We start from the raw sequence: 17,467 nt of genomic DNA on the forward strand, positions 1-17,467 counted from the left end.
AGCTAGATTCCTCCATAGGACACAGCCAGCGTGACCGTCAGGTCCAGTTCGGCCACGTGCTGCGTTGTCTTTGCGATCGCTGAATAGCCCGTGCGGCCTCCGCCTATGCGGATCGGCTCCGGAGCCAGCCAGCGCACGGGATCGCTGGTGGCCTCGTCGTCCAGATCGATCAGGTGGTTATGGACGTCGAAGTACTCCACGGCCTGGGCGATCAGCAGCGGGCCTTGACTCTGGTTCGTGCCTTCGTAGCCCTCCGTGAGGTGGCCCATGACCAGGCGCGGGTGGATCGTGACGATCCACAACGCCGTGCTCCCAGACCCACTCGCTTTCTGCCAGTTGCCCACACGATTCGTCCAATACGGGACGTTGTGCTGTACGTAGACCTCGTACCGCACGGCGTTTTTAGCGTCCGGCAGTGCCTTCCGCTCCAGCAGCACCAGCCGATCGAGCACCCCATCAAGGGCCAGTGGCAGACTCATGGCTACTCCTAGACCGCCAGCAGCGGCTCATCGAAGAGACCGGTGTACGGTTCAAGCGCATTGGTCGTCTCCGGCGGGGCGTCCTTCGGAAACATCACGCGCACCACGCCGTCGATCTGGATCTCCTCGAACGCGCCACGTCGCGCGTAGAGCAGCGCTGCCCAGCGGATCGCCGCCCGGTTCACGACCGGGTCGGGGATCCAGACGTCGATCGCCGTCCCGCTGGTATGCGCGGCGGCTTCGGTCCCGTTGACCCCACGGCGCACGCGCACCGTGTCGGTCTCACTGTCCACGGCCAGCACGCGCAGCAGCTCGTCGTCGAGCCGCAAGAGCTGGCCCGGACTGAAGCGCCCCGTCTCGCCGTCGAGGGTTTCGCCGTCGGCATCGTCCACCGACAGAGACCGGTCGCTCGCCGTCAGATCGTCGGCCAGCGCGTCCAGGCTGTCTTCCCAGGCGTCGGTGTACCGCGGATGCCGGTAACCCCAGAGGCCGTCGACCTGGATCGCGCCCCGCCAGTCGCCGGTCACAGCGCGAGCGAAGGATCGCCCGCTGGCTTGCGTGTACCCCAGGCTGCCGTACGGTGATGGGCCGTACTCAGGCCGCAGCGGAAGCCGCATCACCTCGCCGTCCGGGATGACCTCACCGTCCACCGTCAGGCTCGTCAGAGCCAGGAGCGGGCCATCGAGATGCATCAGGTTGCGCAGGTCCTCGATGTGTGGCCCCAGCGCGTCGTAGGTACGCGTCTCCAGTTGCGGCTCGAACGAGAAGCCGACGATCTGGTCGATGCGGGCCGAGACGTGTTCCAGGGCGCGACGCATGTAGCCGTCGCCGGACGTGTCGTCCGCTTCGACGCGGATCTCCGCACGAGCCTGGGCGAGCGAGGCGTAGCAGCTCACGGCTACTTGCCTTTCTTGGTCGAGGGTTCATCCGTCGGCGCTGGAGTCTCGTCGACTGCAGGCGCGTCGGGCGTGACCTCATCCACGATCACCGGTGCATCCGGGCCGGGGTCCGTCGCGGCGGCATCGGCAGTGACGACCAGCTCGCCGTCACCCTCCGGAGCAGATTCCTCGACCGGCTGGTTCGCCGCCGCCAGGACCTCCTCCAGCCACTTGCGTGCCTTGTCGTGGATGCGCTCGTGCTGGCGCTTCGACATGTTCCGGAATTCGTCTGCACCGACGACATAGGTCAGCGTGTACTGGCCGCGCTGGAGGCCGGGCACGAACTGCCGCACGCCGCCGGCGCTGAGCTGCTTCCCGCTGTGCGCTGAGAGGGCCGAGTCGCTGAGCACCATCTGGCCCGCGCGCAGAGTGAATCCGTGCGTGTTTCGCTTCGGGATCTTGCTGATGTTCATCGCATCTCCTCAAGACGGCAGCCGCCGTCACATTTCCGGCAGAAAATGATCGTCGCGCCGGGCCAGAGACCCGTCCCGGCGCGAGCCGTTTACCGCATCACGAACAGGCAGATCACCTGCGCTGCGCCTTCGGTCGCGGCGTCGCCGGTGGGCACGTAGGTCGCGTAGACGTCCGTGTCCGCGGCCAGCGGGGTCGCCATCTCAGCCGGATCGAAACCGGTCACGACCTGCCCGGCAGTGCCGAGCGCCAGGTCGTTTGCGAACCGGTTTGCGGTCGTACCATCGCCGAGGTCCAGCACGTTGCCAGTGCTGGCGTCGAACGCGGTCGGGATGTTGACCATCCAGCCGACGATCTCCGCCCCCTTCGGCAGGCGGAACAGGCGCTTGGCTGTCGTGTCGGTGTAGTCCAGCGTGCCAAACCGCGCGTTGACCGCCCCGCCCAGTTGGACCGGGCCGAAACCGTCACGCGTGTGGACGCCGGTGTTGGTGACTTGTGCCAGGCTCATACGAGTCTCTCCTGGATCAGATTCGGTCGATGCTGGGCGCGTACGTCTTAGACGTACTTGCTCAGGCCGACGGCGTACAGCGTGGCGACGAAGCTCGGCGTGTCCGTGCCGCCCAGGGTGGCGACGGCGCGGATCTGCGCCTTCAGACGATCACGACGCAGCGCCAGGGTCTGCACGCTGGCCGCGTCCTCGACGACGTCGAAGGTGGCCGCCTCACCGGTGGCCGGGTCGTACAGCGCGTCCGCTGGGACCGCGCCCCAGGTGTCGGACGCTGACGCGCGCTCCTGGAGCGTGATGGTCAAGGTCGGGTTCGTGCCCGACCCCGCCGCGCTGTCCAGCACGAGCAGGAGGTTGCGCTCCAGTTCCGAGATATCCACCGCGTCACCGTTGGCGGTGGCGGCGATGGTGGCTGCCGGCAGCAGGCGCTTGACGGCGAGCTGAGAAGCCGTATCGAACATGAGGTTTTGCCCTTTCACTGGAGGGGGCTGACGCCCCCTCTCGGCCATGACTGGTTTGGACAACGGTCCGACTAACGAGTGAGCGGACCTACGAGATCTGGATGCCCGGCTGGACGCTGAACGCCGGCGGGTACAGCACGCCGAAGTCGACGTCGATGAAGGCCAGGATGACCGTCTCCAGGCTGTCGATAAACCGGTGCTCGGAAACGAGCAGCTCGATGTCGGTCCCGTAGCCGACGACTGCATACTTCCACTCGCCGAAAAACAGGGTCGTCTCGTTGTTCCCGTCACCCTCGTTCTGCGGGATTTGCGTCGTCTCGTGCGTGGGGTAACCCACCAGGCGCGCGCTGCGACGGTCCTCGGACCAGTTTTCGCGCAGGATCGGCTGGCCGTTGGTATCGACCATGTAGTCGTATTCGGTGAACAGGCTGGGATTGCCGATCCACCCCCACGTGGGGGACGATTCGACGTTGGACAGCTTGAGCTGCTTGGTCATGCCCTTGAGCATCGGCAGGTCCGGCGCGCCGCCGTAGCTGCTGCGCACGTTGACGCCAGGCGTATGAAGCAGGCCCAGCGGCTCACTGCCGGTCGAGCCATCCGCGGGCTTGCCCCCCGTGCCGATCAAGAAGGACAGGTCCATCTTGAGACGCATCGAATCGACGATGGCGTCGCGGAGCTTCTGCTCGGCATTGCCGCCCGCAGTGCGGAGCCAGCGGTTCGGCAGGCGCACCATGCAGGCCAGCGTCTTGAGGTTGAGGTTGACCACCCCCCACCCCGGCGCGCCGTCGGGCACCCCCTGCTTCTCACCGACCCAGTAGGACTCGGGCAGCGAGTTCATTTTGTTGATGGTCAGCGACTGGATGCCGTTCATCGGATACGTGTCCGCACCGGCAGCCATCACGACCTCGTTGGCGATGAGCGGATCGAGGATCTCAGCCGCGATCTCCTCGTTGAGCACGAACGCGCCGCGCGGCCCGTCCGAGTAGCTCACGCCCGCGTCGCGCAGGGCGAAGCCCTCGTTACGACTGGTGCGGGTGGCATGTTCCACGGAACGCATCAGGTCACGCGTGCTCATGCGGGGGAACCGGGGCGAACGACGGCCCGAGGCCGCCAGGACTGCGTCGACGATGCCGGGGCGCTCAGCGCCGCGGTTGAAATACGGTGCCTGCGTGCCGCTGCGAAGCGGGCGCTGGCTGCGTGCGCCGGTGGTCACCGGCGGGATGACCGGCGCAGGGGCCGGGGTGCGATCGGCCAGCGCCGCCGCGCGCTGGCGCGCCGTGCGCAGGGCGTTGTAGTTGTACGCCCGCGTGCCATCGGGCACGTCGATCAGAGCGAGCATGTTTTCCAGAGCGCCGCGCATATCGTCGACCGACGCGTCGTCGGCCAGGTCGAGGGCGGCGCGCATGGCGGCGAGGTCCACCGCCGGCGCATCGGTGCTCATGGCAGCCTGCGTGCCACCCTCTCCCTCCGAATCGGAGATCTGGGACAGCAGCATCTGGAGCGCTTCGGCGACGGCTTCCGGGGTCGCCTCGACGCCCAGGAAATCGGCCAGGGCGGCCAGGGTCTCAGGGTCCATCGGATTACTACCTTTCGTGTTCAAAAGCGAACGAAGGCCAGCGAGCGACGCCTCCCGCGCCGGACCTGGTACTGTCTGAGTCATCGGACGATCTGGCCCGGCCCCGGACGCCTCCCGCGTCGTAGGGCTTGGGAAACCGGCATCCGGAGACACCGGGGACACAACAATCGAAGGGGCCGACGAGATGGTGATGGTCGTGCCCGCATACGGCACGCGACGTGCTGACGCCTGCTCCAGCTCGCGGATCGTGGCGTCGAACCCGGCCAGCGTGACCGGGCCCAGCCCGGGCTCGGCAGGGTTCTTGGTCAACGACCACCCTGCCAGCGGCCACACGCGGTTCTCCCCGCTGGCCCAGTTGAAGCCGGTCTCGACGTAGTGCGCGAGACTGTCCGAGCTGTAGGACAGCAGCCCGGCGGCGATCTCCTCCAGCGTGCGCTTCAGCAGCGGGTGGCTGCGAAACAGCAGGTGCTCGACCCAGATGCCGTAGCTATACAGCTCCAGCCGGTGACGCTTGCCGATCGGACGCCAGGCATAGTCGATATCCATGCCGTGCTCGTACCACAGCGGCGCGTCCTGGTAGAACTCGGTCAGCAGGTGTGACGTCGTGGCAAAAAACGTGTCGTAGGCGTCCAGGTGCTCCGGGTTGGTGAACAGCATGCCCCAGCCGCGGACGACGATCAGGTCACCATCCTGGCGCACCGCCAGCGGCGCGCGGCGATAACCGGCCCGCGTGCGACGCACGGATCCCCAGGCGGCGATCGTCGCCTTCTCCTGGTCGTCCGTCTGCGCCAGCACACGGTTGTAGACGTCGAGCCATTGGGCTTGCTCGTCAGCAGCGAGGGTCTGGCGCACGTCGTCGGGTAGCTCGTTGATGGTCATGTGTCTCGCCTACTTCCGGCGCGCCCGGCGGCCATGAACCTGGCCGTGCGCGACCTCACGTACCGTCTGGTGGAAAACGAGCAGCAGCAGGTCGGTGGCCTGCGGCGACAGCTCCTGGAGCACGTCCGGTGCGAATGCCCAGCCAGTGTTGCGATGGAAGTCCTGCCGGTCGCGGCCCTGCACGTAACGGGTGTACGGCGTCTCGTTGCGCGCGCCGATCTCCATCTCGTAGCGCCGGATGCGCACGTAGACTTTCCAGGCGCGGATCATGGTGTTGGTGCGCTGTGTCGGGATGCCGCGACCGAAACCGCGCGTCGCAAAATAGGCCGCCTTCTGGCGGGAGTAACCGCGCGGTGTATTCCACGGCTTGGCTGCATCCTCCGGGTGTTTCGACAGCGTCCAGTCGATCGGATGGAAGACGTTTTCTGGCGCGAGGCGCAGCGTGCTGTCGAGCTGGTCCTCGAACCACGGCACGATCTGGTCCTCAGCCTGCTCCAGGGTGGTGATCGGCGCGGCCTCGAGGGCCCACGCCATCGCCGCGATCGCGTCCTTGTCATAGGCGAGCGCTGCCTCAAACATGCGCCACCTCTGCATCCTGATCGTGCTCATGCTCGTGATCGTGCGGGTGCTCGCCGGGTGCAGCACGGTCCGCCGAGAAGAGCGGAATCTTGCGAATGTTGCCCTGCGCCTTCTGGTCGGTGACCTCGAGGCTGCAGTCACATTTCCGCCCGGTGCATTCGAGCGTGCGGGACTGTGGCCGCACGCCAGCCTTGTCCCAGGTCGAGCGCCGGTGCACTTGGCCCGCTGCGGCCAGGCACGATTTGCAGTGCTCCTCGGTCTGCCCCAACGTCCAGATGACCATCGGGTTTTTCTTTCCGGAAAGCAGCGCCTGGTGATAGACACCGCGCAGCGTCTTCGTCCACATGTCCACGCGCGCCAGGAACTGATCCCGGACGCGATAGAACTTCACCAGCGTCTGCAGACTCTCGCTGCGCAGCCGGTCGCGCTCGTTCGGATCGCTCTCACCGTCGAGCTGCGCGAGCAGGTCCTGGCTCTCGTCCCATAACGGCAGCGCGGTGCGATACAGCTCGTTTGCCAGCGCGGTCCAGTACGATCGCTCTTCCTTCTGCAGCGACTTGAGGGTGACTGTTTCATCTTCGGTGAGAGACTCGCCGTCCTTCATGCCCGCTTCCGACAGCCCGGCCAGATACGCGCCTTCGAAGGCGCGGCTGATCTCTCGCCGGCCACGGTCACCGAAGACGCGGCGGTCGACCTCGTGTGCAAATGCGCTGCGGATTAGCTCGTACAGCGCCGCGCGATAGGTGGTCTCCAGCGTGGCGTAGTCCGTATTGGCGCGCGCTGCCGACGGTCCGGCCAGCAGCAGACGCCTCACCTGGTCGTACATGGCGTCCTGCGCCTCCCCTGTGGTTGCCAGGACACGCAGCAGCGCAACCGCATCTGACGGCAATGCGTCCGGCGTGAAGGCATAGTCACCACCCCGGCGAGCCAGCACCCGGCTGGCGGTGATCAGCTCGTCGAACTGTGCTGGCGGCAGCAGGCGAATCGTGCGGCCACCGGCGCGAATCGGAGGGATCACCCAGTTGGTCTGATATGCCGTCCGGCTCAGCTCGATCCGGTCCGTGTGCACCGAGACGGTCTCTTCCCAGGTCGGGATCTGGACGTCCATGAGTGCGCTGTAGGCCAGCGTGATGTGCGGATGCCAGTCGCCCGGCATGCTGTATGGCGAGACGGGGATCTGATGCTGCGCGCACCACGTCACCATTTGCTCTTGCAGCTCCCGGAGCGAGTCGTCGGGCTGCACGTCGAGGATCACGACGACCTGGTCGTCCTGCTTGAAGGTCGCCACCGGGCCAACACCGATCACGGCGCGCCCGATCGTCGGGCCGAACGCCGCCTGCATCTCCATCGCCAACGCATCGCTCAGCACGGGGATGCTCACCAGGGTGACGTGCAGGTCCTCAGGACGCGTCCAGCGGATGGCCTCGTCGTCCGGCAGCAGCAGGCGAAGGTGGGCCTGGATGGCCTCGACCGTGCGCGTATTTTCGAGACGCAGCAGGACGGTTGCCGACGGCGTGCCATCACTCGACATACGAGCCGCGCTCTTGGCTGGCGCGGGCGGCTGAGCGGTGGGATCGGACTCGCTGCCGATCACCTGCTCCAGCTCTGCTCCGGCGGTTGCGGTTTCGCCGCGACCGACCGGCACGCTGGCTGTCAGCTCCGGCACCTTGTCCATCTGCGACACGGTGACGGGAACTTTGTCTCTGGGCATCCAGAAGTAATCGCCACCGGTGATCGCATCCTGTCCCAGTTGAAGGCGTGCCTCGTTGAAGGTGATGACGCCCTTCTCCAACAGCCGGGTGATTTCATCGACTGTACGCTGCTCGCCCGCATTAGCAGGGGATCCGGTGGGCGCTGGAGCGCTGGGGGCCACCGCAGATCCTGCAGGCAGCGCCTGTGCAGGTGTGGTCCCTGACAGCGGCGCCTCTGGTGCGGGAGGCCGCGGGGCCAGCTGCGCCGGCTCGTCGTCCAGGCTGTCGCCTGCACCGCTGGTGAGCGTGATCGGCGATGGCATGGGCACGTGTGACGTGCCGAGCAGCAGCCGGTCGCTCAGCAGCGGGATACGGTCCTTATGGACCGGCACACCGCCGAACATGTAATAGTCCTTCAGCGACTCGTCCGGCTCTTTCACGCCCGCGTCGACCTGCGCCTGGTAGAGCGTCAGGTAGCCGGCCTGCAACTGCGCGTTCACGACACTGGTCTGCGCCTGTTTGTCCTGCTGCAGCACGGCACTCAAGTCCGGCTCCAGGCGCACCTCGTTGTCTAGCTCGCCCGCCAGTTGCTTCGTCATGCTGCGCGCATACCAGTTCGCGCGGGGACGCAGCCAGTAGTCCACCCAGCCTTTGTTGGACTGGTAGTGCGCAGCGTAGCTGCTCTCCGATGGCAGCAGCAGGTCGAGCGGCACGTCGAAGGCCATCGAGACGGCGATGCGCGCCTCCTCGTAAAACTTCTCCATGCCGACTTCGTCGAACTTCTGCTGGAGCTGCACCCATTCCCAACGCCCGGACGAGACCAGCGTCCGCCCTGCGTTGCGGGCTCCCTGGGTGACGCGGCGCAGCAGGTCGATCATTTTGTTGCGCGTCTCTTTGCTCGGAGCGGTGGTGTCTTTGTCCGCGGGCTGCAGCACGCTGAGCGGGATGGCCCGGTTGCGCATGAATGAGAGCGCCGTCAGCGCGGCTTCGGCCTCCACGCCCGCCTGCTCGAATGCATTCTCGGCGGGCGACACGCCGCCGTAATCGTCGTCGAAGTCGACGCCGTGCAGGTAGATGCCATCGTTAGGGGCGATGAAATCAGCGGCAACCTGGTCGTACGTGCCACCGTAGTGGATGATCCGGAACCCGCGCAGCCCATGGGTATCGACCATCGGCTCGTAGACATTGGGGTTAACCCACTGCAGGCCTGTGACGCGCCCGGAGACCATGCGCCGCTTGAAGATCAGGGTGTCACCGAAGAAGCACAAGCTCAGCTCGGCGCGCATCAGGATATCCGGCATGTCCGCGTTGTGACGCATGAGCTGGTTGAGCGGGTGATCGTCGAGCGGCTTGCCGTCTCGATCCACGACGCGGAACGGGACCTGCGAAAGCACGGTGGCGCGAATGTTGGCGGCCCGGTACGCGGTGGTGGAGGTGGCGTACAGGCGCGCCAGATCGCGCACGGTCGCCTCCGGCGCATTCAGCGCGTTCGAGACGAACGTGTCCAGGTCCGCGCGGAACGCGCGCTCATGATCGGCGCGAGACACCAGGAATACGCTCACGAGATCCCCTTAGGCATCAGCGCCCCAATCGGATGGTTGATCCACATACATGACCGCGTATCGCGTCGCGTCCAGTCCGTGGTTGTTTGCATCTACCGGTTCCTCCCGGCCCTGCTCCCCTTCGCGGGCCTTCTTCCAGATGTAGGCCGGAAATTCAGCCAATGTGCTCTTCGGCTTCGCGCCCAGCCGGTCGTCTTCCTCGACCGGTGCCCCGCGCATGACGAAGAGCCGGGGCTTGCCATCCGCCTGACGGCGCAGTCGCTGCTGCACCGCCTGAATCCCTAGCGATATGTCCTTGCGAGCTGGCGTGGTCGGGATGCCATATTTCGCCAGCGTCGCCCGGTCCTCCGCATCGTGGTCCGCCAGCGTCGCTTCGATGCGCTCGCCCTTCGCCCGGAGCTGGTACTGCTCTCGCTCCGAGAGTCCCTTCCACTCGTCGACGTCGATCCCGACGGTGAGGGCGTTGATCTGGTGGGCGCAGTCCTCGACGAGGGTGTGCGTCACGTACAGCTCACGGTACAGATACATGCGCCCGTCGCTGTCGATGGCCCACCACTGGCAGACGAACGGGTTGACGAACCCGAAGTCGATCGCGCGAATCCGCCGCCACGTCGAGGGCGGGTTGAAGTGCTCGATCACGTGGACGTCCGCGTCGAAGTCGGCATACACTGCCCCCTCCGCCTGGACCCACTTGCCGTCGCGCAATCGCAGGCCCAGCACCCCGGTCAGGCCGGCCAGCGTTTCCAGATAATCCGGCGGGTTGGCCGGGTTATCCGCTGCGCTGCTGTAGTAGACCGAGGCCTCGCCGCCCAGGATCAGGCGTTGGTAGATCCAGTGGCTCGGCGCATCCGGGTTCGTGCAGAGGATCAGCTGCCGCCACGGGGCCGCCTTGCCACGCAGACGGGCCAGCAGCTCGTTGTAGTCATCCTCCGTGAAGGCCGTCGCCTCCTCGATGAGGATGATGTCGACCGAGCCGTCGCCGCCGATCGACCGCAGCGCCTCACGCTGTTCGGCATTTTTCATGCCGCCCCAATAGAGGACACTCTCGTTGGGGTAGTCGAACAGCGTGTCCGACTTCAGCATCCGGATGCGCGGGTCGTTGCCGGTGACGGTGCGGCGCAGCATTGGCACGAGCGATTTGCTCGCATACTCGCGCGCCTTGCGCAGCATCAGGCCGGTCGCGCCGTGGTACTTGAGCATGTACGCATTGACCTTCTCCAGCGCGGCGCGGCTCTTGCCCCCGCCCGCGCTGCCGGTCAGCAGCACCACCTTCGACTTGTCGCGCAGGAACGGAATCTGCCAGGGATATGGGTTGTAAAGGTGCTTAGTCGTCTGTGGCGGCGTCCGCCGCGCTCGCGTCGTCGGGCGAGTCTGCGTCCGTGTCGCTGCCATCGTCATCGTCCCAATCGTCCGGCGAGAACCCGCTCCCGTAGAGCTTTATCGGGATTTCACCCCCATCGATACCGCTGTGCTCCATGCGGTGGACGTCGTAGAGTTCCGCCGCCTGCCGTTGGAGCTTGCTGGCCAGCTCGATCGCCTTGAACAGCGTCGCCTGATCCAGTGCCAGGGTGATGACTTCGCGGTCCGCCGCGCCGTTTTGTCCCTTCACCAGACGTCGTGTCGTTTTGAAGAACTGCGGCGTCTGCTCCAGGAGCTGCGCCGCCAGCTTGCGGAGCGATTCGCCTGCCGTCCAATCCGCCTCGCGGATGCGCCGACGGCGCGCTTCCCACAATGCCTGCTCCGCTTCGTCCTGCGCTTTGTCCCAGGCCTCGACCCGTTTCTGCCAGTCGAAGCGCCCGGACCAGTCCTTCAGCGTCGCCAGTCGTTTCGTTGGCGGGACGATCGGCGGCAAATCTGGTCCCGGTTTGGTCTCGGTCTGGTAGCGGTCCAGCAGCTTGGCTAGACTGCGCCCCGGTCCCAGTCGGCAGTAGTCCATGAAGGCGGCATAGGCCTTGTTGGTCTCGCTGGCGAGCTGCTCGCACTCTGCGGGCGTGGTCGCCTCGACGGGATCGAGGGAGGGATGAGGGTCGGTCACTCACATCACCCGCCCTCGGCCAGGCGTGGCTCTAGCCCCATGCCTGCCAACCGCTCCAGGATGACCGCTACGTACACCGGCTGCAGCTCCAGCCCGTACACCACCCGCCCCGTCTGCTCGCCCGCCACGTGCTGGCTGCCGCTGCCTGAAAACGGCTCGTAGCACAGCTCGCCAAAGCGCGTGTGCTGGCGCATCGGGATTGCAAACAACTCGACCGGCTTCGACGTCGGGTGATCGGTCGATTCGCCTGCGGGAACTGTCGGCTGGTCCCAGACGGTCGAGGGGTAATCGTCGGCCACGCGCGGCGGCTTCTGGCCCTTCACCCAGCCGAAGAAACACGGCTCGTGCTGCCACATGTACCAGCTGCGCGTCAGGATGGGCCGGTCCTTGGCCCAGATGATCTGCTGGTGCACGAACGCCCCGTGCCGCTCCCAGACCGCCTCCAGCAGCGCCTGCTTGCGGCTGGCGTGCCAGCAGTACCATGCCGCGTTGGGCTGGATGGCGTGTTCGATCGCACAGCTCACGAAGCCGTCGTACAGGCCATCACCCTGCGTCGCGTCGTCCCAGTCGTGGTAGGTCGCGCTCCAGTCCTTGTTGGCGTCCGGCTCGCCCCACTTGTGGGGATGGTTCGTGCCGTCGTAGTCCACCAGGTAGGGTGGATCGGTGGCGAACAGAATCGCCCGCTCGTCGCCCATTAGGCGGGTGACGTCGGCGGGGTCAGTGGCGTCACCGCACAGCAGACGGTGCGCCCGACCGGGCACGGTCAGGGAGGGAATCTCCCACAACTGGCCGCGCGCCGTCGCCCACTTCTGCTGCAGCTCCTCGGCGTGATCCAGGTCCGCGCCCGGATCCTCCGCCGCTTCGAACTCAGGCTCTTCCTCAAGGAGGTTGATCAATCCGACGAGGTCGTCTTCGTCGACGGTGATCGGCAGCTCGTCCGCGGCGGCCAGGCGTTTCAGCAGCGCCAGGTAGTCCGCCTCCTGCCACAGTCGCGCTACTTCCGCTGCGCTGAACCCGACGACGGTCAGGTTGTTGTGCGCCACGCCGAAGGCTTCCGCCGCCGCGCGGGAGGCCGCGTCTGCGCCGAACACCAGCGGCACGCACCAGTTGCCGTCTACATCCAACCCGACGCCAGGGGGCGGCTCTTCACCCGCCCTGCGGATGAGATCCAGCGCCTCCAGCCGCCCGTTGCCTGCCGGAATCCCGGCCAGCGTTGCGTCGTAGAGCGACGGATCGCGGAAGCCGTAGCGCCGGATGGACGCTGCCAGCTGATCCAGATCGTGTCGCTTCGGATTCTCGCCCCAGCGCCACGTCAGCGCCTGGTCGAGCGTCACGTAGCGCAAGCTGAGTAACTGCCCTGCCAGGTCGCTCATTCAGCCGCCTTGCCGGCACGCTCCAGCAGCCACCCGAACAGCATCCCGAGCGGGACTTGGGCCGCGAGCCAGATCAGCATGAGATCCGGAAAAATGTGCATGGATGCTCCTGGAAAAAACGAAAGCGACAGCACGCATGGCGCGCTGTCGCCTGAATGGACACTGCGAGGTACAGCGACCTCGCCGGATTACAATCCCACCGGTGATCAGCCGGTGGTGATGTGACGGGCGTAGGATGGACCCTGACGCCCGCCAGTGGGAGCCACTGCCCCCAAAGAAATCGCATCGGGCATCACGCCCGCGATTTTCGTTTTAAGGTCCCCACCACCCGCCCTCGCCGCGGTAATCGAACCAGCCACAGGGAGCAGCGAGGGCGTGGATTGGGTCACGGGGGGTTCGAGATTCAGTGTAGCACATGCGTTCCGCGCATGTAAGATCGTTTATATGGCGGATCGTTTATATGACGGATGGTTCATAGCTCTACGTCTTTGGGCTGCGTCCACTCTGACTGCTCGACCATAATCCGTTTGTGACTGCGATTCCCGACCCACGAAATACGCCCCTCATTCTCGAGCTTGCGCAGATGGGTTTGCACGCTAGATGGGTGAAGATCGAATTCGTCAGCGATCTCCTGGATGGTCGGCGGGATGCCGTTCTGTTCCCGGGACAACCAGCAGATATAGCGCAAGATCGCATCGCGCTGCGTCTCCCCATTCCATCGAGATCTCTTCCGTTGGTACAAAGGCGAGTTGACCCTCTCGTATACACCAGTAAGCCATATCCCGATGATATAGTCACGGCGTGTTGCTTTCGGAAATTCATTGAGACAAAAAAGGGGCGCTGCGCGCGCCCCTGCTGGCCTTGCTTTCGTTAGCTTTCCAGCGATTCGAGCAGCTCGTCGATGTTGGCGCGTTGGCGGCCCAGGTAGCCGTGGGGGTTGCCGGTGCACATCTGGAGCGTACTGATCAGGTAGGCGTCAGCGCGCGCTTCTTCGCGCGTTCCGGCGGTGGCCGTTCGTACCAGTCGAATGGCCTCCTGGATGTGCGTGCGCGCCTCCTCCAGCATGTCCAGCCGCTCGCCGCGTCCTGGCTCTACGCTGCTGGCCTGCGTTGCGTAGCCCTTCCAGCCGGTGAAGGCTAGGCCTTCGTAGGATGTTGGCATCCGGTCCAGCAGCCGTTCCAGGCGAGCGCGTGACGCCTGCGTGATCGTCGCCAGGTCGTAGGTATGATGATGCTCGCGCGGGCGATCCGGGCGGTCGATCACCAGCTTGTTCTGATTCGTCGGGGCGGTCGCGTCGATCTCGAAGACTTCAGCGTAATCGCGTAAGAAAATGCTCATCGTGGTGCTCCTCCGTGTCTGCGATCCAATCCAATGACTGCATGATACGATGGATGCGCACCCCGACCGGAGGCTGAGCAGCCGGTCATCCCTGAGCGGAATGTAACCTGATCCGGCGGGGCTGGTGGCAAAAAAAAGGGGCGCTTCTGCGCCCCCGGTCTGCTTAGCGTGCTACTTGAGTACGGCGCGAATGCACTCGATGTTGGCTGGATTCTTGCTCGCCCTGCTGTGGTGATTGCGGATGCAGCTCGTCAGTCGCGGGATCAGTGAAAGCTCCGCGAGCGGCTCCTGGCCCGTCTCCAGCGTGCTCAAACGGATCAGCTGGATGGCCGCCTCGATGTGCGCGCGGGCTTCGTCCAGCATGTTCAGTCTTTCGCTGCGCCTCATCTCCGGTTCCGGTGCAGTGTAAGCGTAACCCCGCCAGCCGTTTGGCGTCATCCCCTGGTAATACCAGGGCACCTCGGCCAGCAAGCGCTGGATGCGCGCGCGTGATGCGGGCGATACTTTCGTCAGATCGTACGTGTTGTTGTGGCCGTTCCGGCGATCCGGGCGGTCGATGGTCAGGCGTTCTTCGCTCGACGTCGCGGTCGGGGCCAGGTGAAAAACTTCAGCGTAATCGCGTAGGGTAGTGCTCATGGTGGTGCTCCTTTCGTATCGTGTGCAATCCAATCCAGTGACTGCATGATACGATTAAAGAGCGCCCTGACCGGAGGCTGAGCAGCCGGTCATCCCTGAGCGGAATGTAACCTGATCCGGCGAGTCTGGCAGCAAAAAAAAAGGGGCGCTGGTGCGCCCCATACGATCCCGTCGAGCTTTGTCTTACTCCTGAAGCGCCGCGCGCAGCTCCTCGATGTTGTACGGCTGGTTGGCCAGGTACTCGTGATCGTTACCCGCGCACATCTTGAGCGTGGGGATCACGTAGGCTCTAGCGCCCGCCTCTTCGGTCGTGCCCCGCGTCGCCTCGCGGATGAGGCGGACGGCCTCGTCGATGTACCCGCGTGCTTCATCCAGCATGTCCAGTCGCTCGAGGCGCTCGTCATCGTGGTTGCTCGTGCGGTCAGCAAAATCTACGTCGTTCATGGTGGTGCTCCTCTCGTATCGTGTGCAATCCAATCCAGTGACTGCATGATACGATTAAAGGGCACCCTGACCGGAGGCTGAGCAGCCGGTCATCCCTGAGCGGAATGTAACCTCAGATGTCTTCCATATCTTGGAATCGCGCAGCAGCCGCGCGTCGCTTCTTGGATATCAGATCGCGGTAGATCTGGTCCACCGCTCCAATCCAAGCCGCTCCATAATTGAACTGTATTATCTCATCGCAGTTGCATTCGAATACCAGTTCGCCCAGCCAATGCACGCGCACGCTGATCGGATCCGGACCATCGATACGAGCCAGGCCTGTTTCATTCGACTCTAACAGCAGTGTCGCGTCCTCGTAAGCATGGACCGACCAACCCCAATCGCGACGACTGGACGAGGTTCGAGGGCGTGGCTCTCCCAGGGTGCGAGCCACGTAGTGGACACGGCGAGCAAGATCCAGAGCGTGGCTCTTCTCCCATCGCTTATCCAGCCAGGCACCGAAGCGATGCCACAATCCATCGCTGGTACGCTTCCGCTTACGACGTCTCATTTCTGCTCCACAGTCAGAGCGATCAGCAGCAGCTCAGCCAAGGCACGCTTGCGAGACGGGGCCTCAACCTCGGCGTAGTGCGTGAAATCGCCATAGGACCAGTCGCACCGAATTTCGACCCAGACAGTTGCTCTGCCCATGGTAGGGTAGATCACGAGCTCGCTACTCCCCAGCGCACCTATCAGCGGGTCCAGATCACGCAAGCACTGGTCGATATCATGCGTCCAATCGGGGAGACGATCCGGTAGCAGTGCATAGCGCCACGCTGTATCCTCATCTCGGTGCCACGTCGGGCTGACTGGCTCCCCCTGTAGATCGAGCACGCGGAAGCGCCCTGCGTCGCTGACTTCAACGCGGCAGCCCGATCGTTCAGCGATGGCTCGATTGAGCGCGTCATCACTTAGGTTACGAATCTCATCCTGGTTCATCTGATACCCTATCCACCCTGGCCAAATACTGATCGCACCGGCATCCATCCGCCCCGCTGCCCGCGCCGCTCGATCACCCCGCGCGACTCCAGACGCACCAGCACGTAGCGCACCGTCCGATCATGCTTGCCCGTGAGATCCGCCAGCACGCGCGTCCGGACCGGCTGGCGCGTTCGCCGCCAGCTCGCGGTGACCTCGTTGCAAATCCATTGTTCAAACAAGGACATTTTCGGAAACCCCCACCTCGATCTGTTCGTCGCGCCGCAACCGGTCCGCCAGGCGGATGAGCGCTGTATTGTTGTATGGCAAGTAGTAGTCCCCGCTGGGGAAGTAGATCATGCCGGGCGTACACCAGCCGATCACCGGCCAGAACGTATCCCGCGCCATGCCGACGTGGAATTGCTGCTCACGCAGGTGCTCGACGAGCGCGCTGCCTTCCTTACGGACGCGGGTGTAGTTCGGGATATCCCGAAAAAAGGGCGCGATGAGCGGGATGCCCAGGAGCCGGTAGACGTCCAACTCCTCTGGTGTGTCGAGACGACGATCGCCCCGCCACATCCAGCCCCCTTCGACACGCAGCGTATCGTGATCGTGATCCGGCAGCAGACCGCCGCGGCTGTGGGGCGTCATCAGCATCTGATTCGCCCCGCCGGGCCAGCGCGGCTGATCGCTGCTGCCCGGTCCGGTCCGGATCTGGTAAATGAGTCCCCACTGAGGTGCAGATGTGATAAACAAATCAACGGGAATGCCATCGTAAACGAATGCTTTATACCGTGATCCCCAGGCGAGGAGGGAGCCGGTGGACTTCCGGCGCTGCTCTATGATCCCGTGCGCCAACCACTCGTTGCACTGCTCGTCGAGCAACGTGCCGTCGGCAATGGCGACCAGCTCGATGTCACCGATCCGATCCTGGCCGCGGCGCAGCGACCCGGCCACCGAAAGGCGCGAGCACACCGGTTCGAGTTCTCGCACCAGCTCGCCGGCGAGTGCCGCCATCTGCAGCCACGGGTAACGAGTCTTTGCCATGAGGACCTCCTGCGCTGAGGGAGAGCCGTACTCGCGGCTCTCCCGGTCGTTCGGGGTGGGATCAGAACGGCAGGTCGTCGTCCAGCGCGGGACGATCGTCAATCACGCCAGGCGCGGTGATGCGAGGCGCACGCAGGTCGCCCGTGTCGTACTCCTCGTAGAAGTCGCCGACGACGTAGGTCGTGTTGCCCGCCTCTTCATGCTCGCGGATGCGACGCGCGACGTACTCCTCTCGTCGCGTGTCGAAGTCTTCATCCTCGTCTCCGTCCTGAGCGTCAGCGAAATCGCCCATCACGTCCTCGAAGAAGCCAAAGTCCATCTCGTCGGCCTCCTCTTCAAAGTCACGATCCGCGCGCTGGCCGCAGATGCTGCAGGCCAGATCACCCGCGTAGGTGACGTACGCTGGGCGCAGCACGTCGTCACCGACTCCGCCGGTCACGTCCATGCAGATCAGGCATCCGCAATCGGGGCAGCTCACATAGTTGCCGCCGTTTTCCTCACAGAGTTCGCACACGATCAGGACCTCCCCGCCTTGAAACGCAAGATAACCCACCGT

21 protein-coding genes are annotated in these 17,467 nt (G+C 64.8%); 1 reads left to right on the plus strand and 20 read right to left on the minus strand.

The features are described 5' to 3' along the window. Positions 1-2: 2 nt before the first annotated feature. From V7116_RS10605 to V7116_RS10655, 11 genes are all read right to left on the minus strand, one after another. Positions 3-479, minus strand: a complete 477-nt coding sequence (locus tag V7116_RS10605; RefSeq protein ID WP_324391895.1) for a hypothetical protein — start codon at positions 477-479, stop codon at positions 3-5. A gap of 8 nt (positions 480-487) precedes the next feature. Then, positions 488-1,375: a hypothetical protein gene (locus V7116_RS10610; RefSeq protein WP_324391896.1), complete on the minus strand. Its 888-nt coding sequence runs from the start codon at positions 1,373-1,375 to the stop codon at positions 488-490. Positions 1,376-1,377: 2 nt separating this feature from the next. Continuing rightward, positions 1,378-1,830 (minus strand): hypothetical protein, encoded by a 453-nt coding sequence (locus tag V7116_RS10615; RefSeq protein ID WP_324391897.1) that lies wholly within the window; start codon positions 1,828-1,830, stop codon positions 1,378-1,380. An 89-nt stretch (positions 1,831-1,919) separates the two neighbouring features. Beyond that, entirely contained in the window at positions 1,920-2,336 is a 417-nt protein-coding gene (locus tag V7116_RS10620) for a hypothetical protein (RefSeq protein ID WP_324391898.1), read from the minus strand. A gap of 47 nt (positions 2,337-2,383) precedes the next feature. Then, positions 2,384-2,812, minus strand: a complete 429-nt coding sequence (locus V7116_RS10625) for a hypothetical protein (RefSeq protein ID WP_324391899.1) — start codon at positions 2,810-2,812, stop codon at positions 2,384-2,386. 70 nt (positions 2,813-2,882) lie between these two features. Beyond that, complete coding sequence (locus tag V7116_RS10630) at positions 2,883-5,111, minus strand: phage major capsid protein (RefSeq protein ID WP_324391900.1); 2,229 nt, start codon at positions 5,109-5,111, stop codon at positions 2,883-2,885. A 147-nt stretch (positions 5,112-5,258) separates the two neighbouring features. Next, complete coding sequence (locus V7116_RS10635; RefSeq protein ID WP_324391901.1) at positions 5,259-5,828, minus strand: hypothetical protein; 570 nt, start codon at positions 5,826-5,828, stop codon at positions 5,259-5,261. Further along, entirely contained in the window at positions 5,821-9,081 is a 3,261-nt protein-coding gene (locus V7116_RS10640) for a phage portal protein (RefSeq protein WP_324391902.1), read from the minus strand. Before V7116_RS10640 ends, V7116_RS10635 begins: the two co-directional genes overlap by 8 nt. Before the next feature lie 9 nt (positions 9,082-9,090). After that, the gene (locus V7116_RS10645; RefSeq protein ID WP_324391903.1) at positions 9,091-10,473 is read right to left on the minus strand and encodes a phage terminase large subunit; all 1,383 of its coding nucleotides are present in this window, start codon (positions 10,471-10,473) and stop codon (positions 9,091-9,093) included. Then, positions 10,406-11,116: a hypothetical protein gene (locus V7116_RS10650; RefSeq protein ID WP_324391904.1), complete on the minus strand. Its 711-nt coding sequence runs from the start codon at positions 11,114-11,116 to the stop codon at positions 10,406-10,408. Before V7116_RS10650 ends, V7116_RS10645 begins: the two co-directional genes overlap by 68 nt. 5 nt (positions 11,117-11,121) lie before the next feature. Further along, positions 11,122-12,489: a DNA modification methylase gene (locus tag V7116_RS10655; protein ID WP_324391905.1), complete on the minus strand. Its 1,368-nt coding sequence runs from the start codon at positions 12,487-12,489 to the stop codon at positions 11,122-11,124. A gap of 99 nt (positions 12,490-12,588) precedes the next feature. Between V7116_RS10655 and V7116_RS10660 the strand changes: the two genes are divergently transcribed. After that, positions 12,589-12,714, plus strand: a complete 126-nt coding sequence (locus V7116_RS10660; protein ID WP_324391906.1) for a hypothetical protein — start codon at positions 12,589-12,591, stop codon at positions 12,712-12,714. A 247-nt stretch (positions 12,715-12,961) separates the two neighbouring features. Here the strand turns inward: V7116_RS10660 and V7116_RS25770 are convergent, their stop codons facing one another. The 9 genes from V7116_RS25770 to V7116_RS10700 form a co-directional block, all read right to left on the minus strand. After that, positions 12,962-13,438, minus strand: coding sequence for a LexA family protein (locus V7116_RS25770; RefSeq protein WP_442891823.1), 477 nt, complete (start codon positions 13,436-13,438; stop codon positions 12,962-12,964). Further along, positions 13,360-13,827, minus strand: coding sequence for a hypothetical protein (locus V7116_RS10665; RefSeq protein WP_324391907.1), 468 nt, complete (start codon positions 13,825-13,827; stop codon positions 13,360-13,362). Before V7116_RS10665 ends, V7116_RS25770 begins: the two co-directional genes overlap by 79 nt. A 171-nt stretch (positions 13,828-13,998) precedes the next feature. After that, positions 13,999-14,463, minus strand: coding sequence for a hypothetical protein (locus V7116_RS10670; RefSeq protein WP_324391908.1), 465 nt, complete (start codon positions 14,461-14,463; stop codon positions 13,999-14,001). Positions 14,464-14,646: 183 nt separating this feature from the next. Next, positions 14,647-14,907, minus strand: coding sequence for a hypothetical protein (locus V7116_RS10675; protein WP_324391909.1), 261 nt, complete (start codon positions 14,905-14,907; stop codon positions 14,647-14,649). Positions 14,908-15,019: 112 nt separating this feature from the next. Continuing rightward, positions 15,020-15,457 (minus strand): hypothetical protein, encoded by a 438-nt coding sequence (locus V7116_RS10680; RefSeq protein ID WP_324391910.1) that lies wholly within the window; start codon positions 15,455-15,457, stop codon positions 15,020-15,022. Continuing rightward, positions 15,454-15,885: a hypothetical protein gene (locus V7116_RS10685; protein ID WP_324391911.1), complete on the minus strand. Its 432-nt coding sequence runs from the start codon at positions 15,883-15,885 to the stop codon at positions 15,454-15,456. Before V7116_RS10685 ends, V7116_RS10680 begins: the two co-directional genes overlap by 4 nt. An 8-nt stretch (positions 15,886-15,893) precedes the next feature. Continuing rightward, positions 15,894-16,112, minus strand: coding sequence for a hypothetical protein (locus V7116_RS10690; protein ID WP_324391912.1), 219 nt, complete (start codon positions 16,110-16,112; stop codon positions 15,894-15,896). Further along, positions 16,099-16,911 carry a hypothetical protein gene (locus V7116_RS10695; protein WP_324391913.1) on the minus strand — a complete coding sequence of 271 codons (813 nt, stop codon included), beginning with the start codon at positions 16,909-16,911 and terminating at the stop codon, positions 16,099-16,101. Before V7116_RS10695 ends, V7116_RS10690 begins: the two co-directional genes overlap by 14 nt. A gap of 61 nt (positions 16,912-16,972) precedes the next feature. Next, positions 16,973-17,425: a hypothetical protein gene (locus tag V7116_RS10700; RefSeq protein ID WP_324391914.1), complete on the minus strand. Its 453-nt coding sequence runs from the start codon at positions 17,423-17,425 to the stop codon at positions 16,973-16,975. Positions 17,426-17,467: the final 42 nt, after the last annotated feature.

It is taken from the genome of Aggregatilinea sp. (genome assembly GCF_036822615.1).
In the GTDB taxonomy this organism is placed as follows: Bacteria; Chloroflexota; Anaerolineae; order Aggregatilineales; family Aggregatilineaceae; genus Aggregatilinea.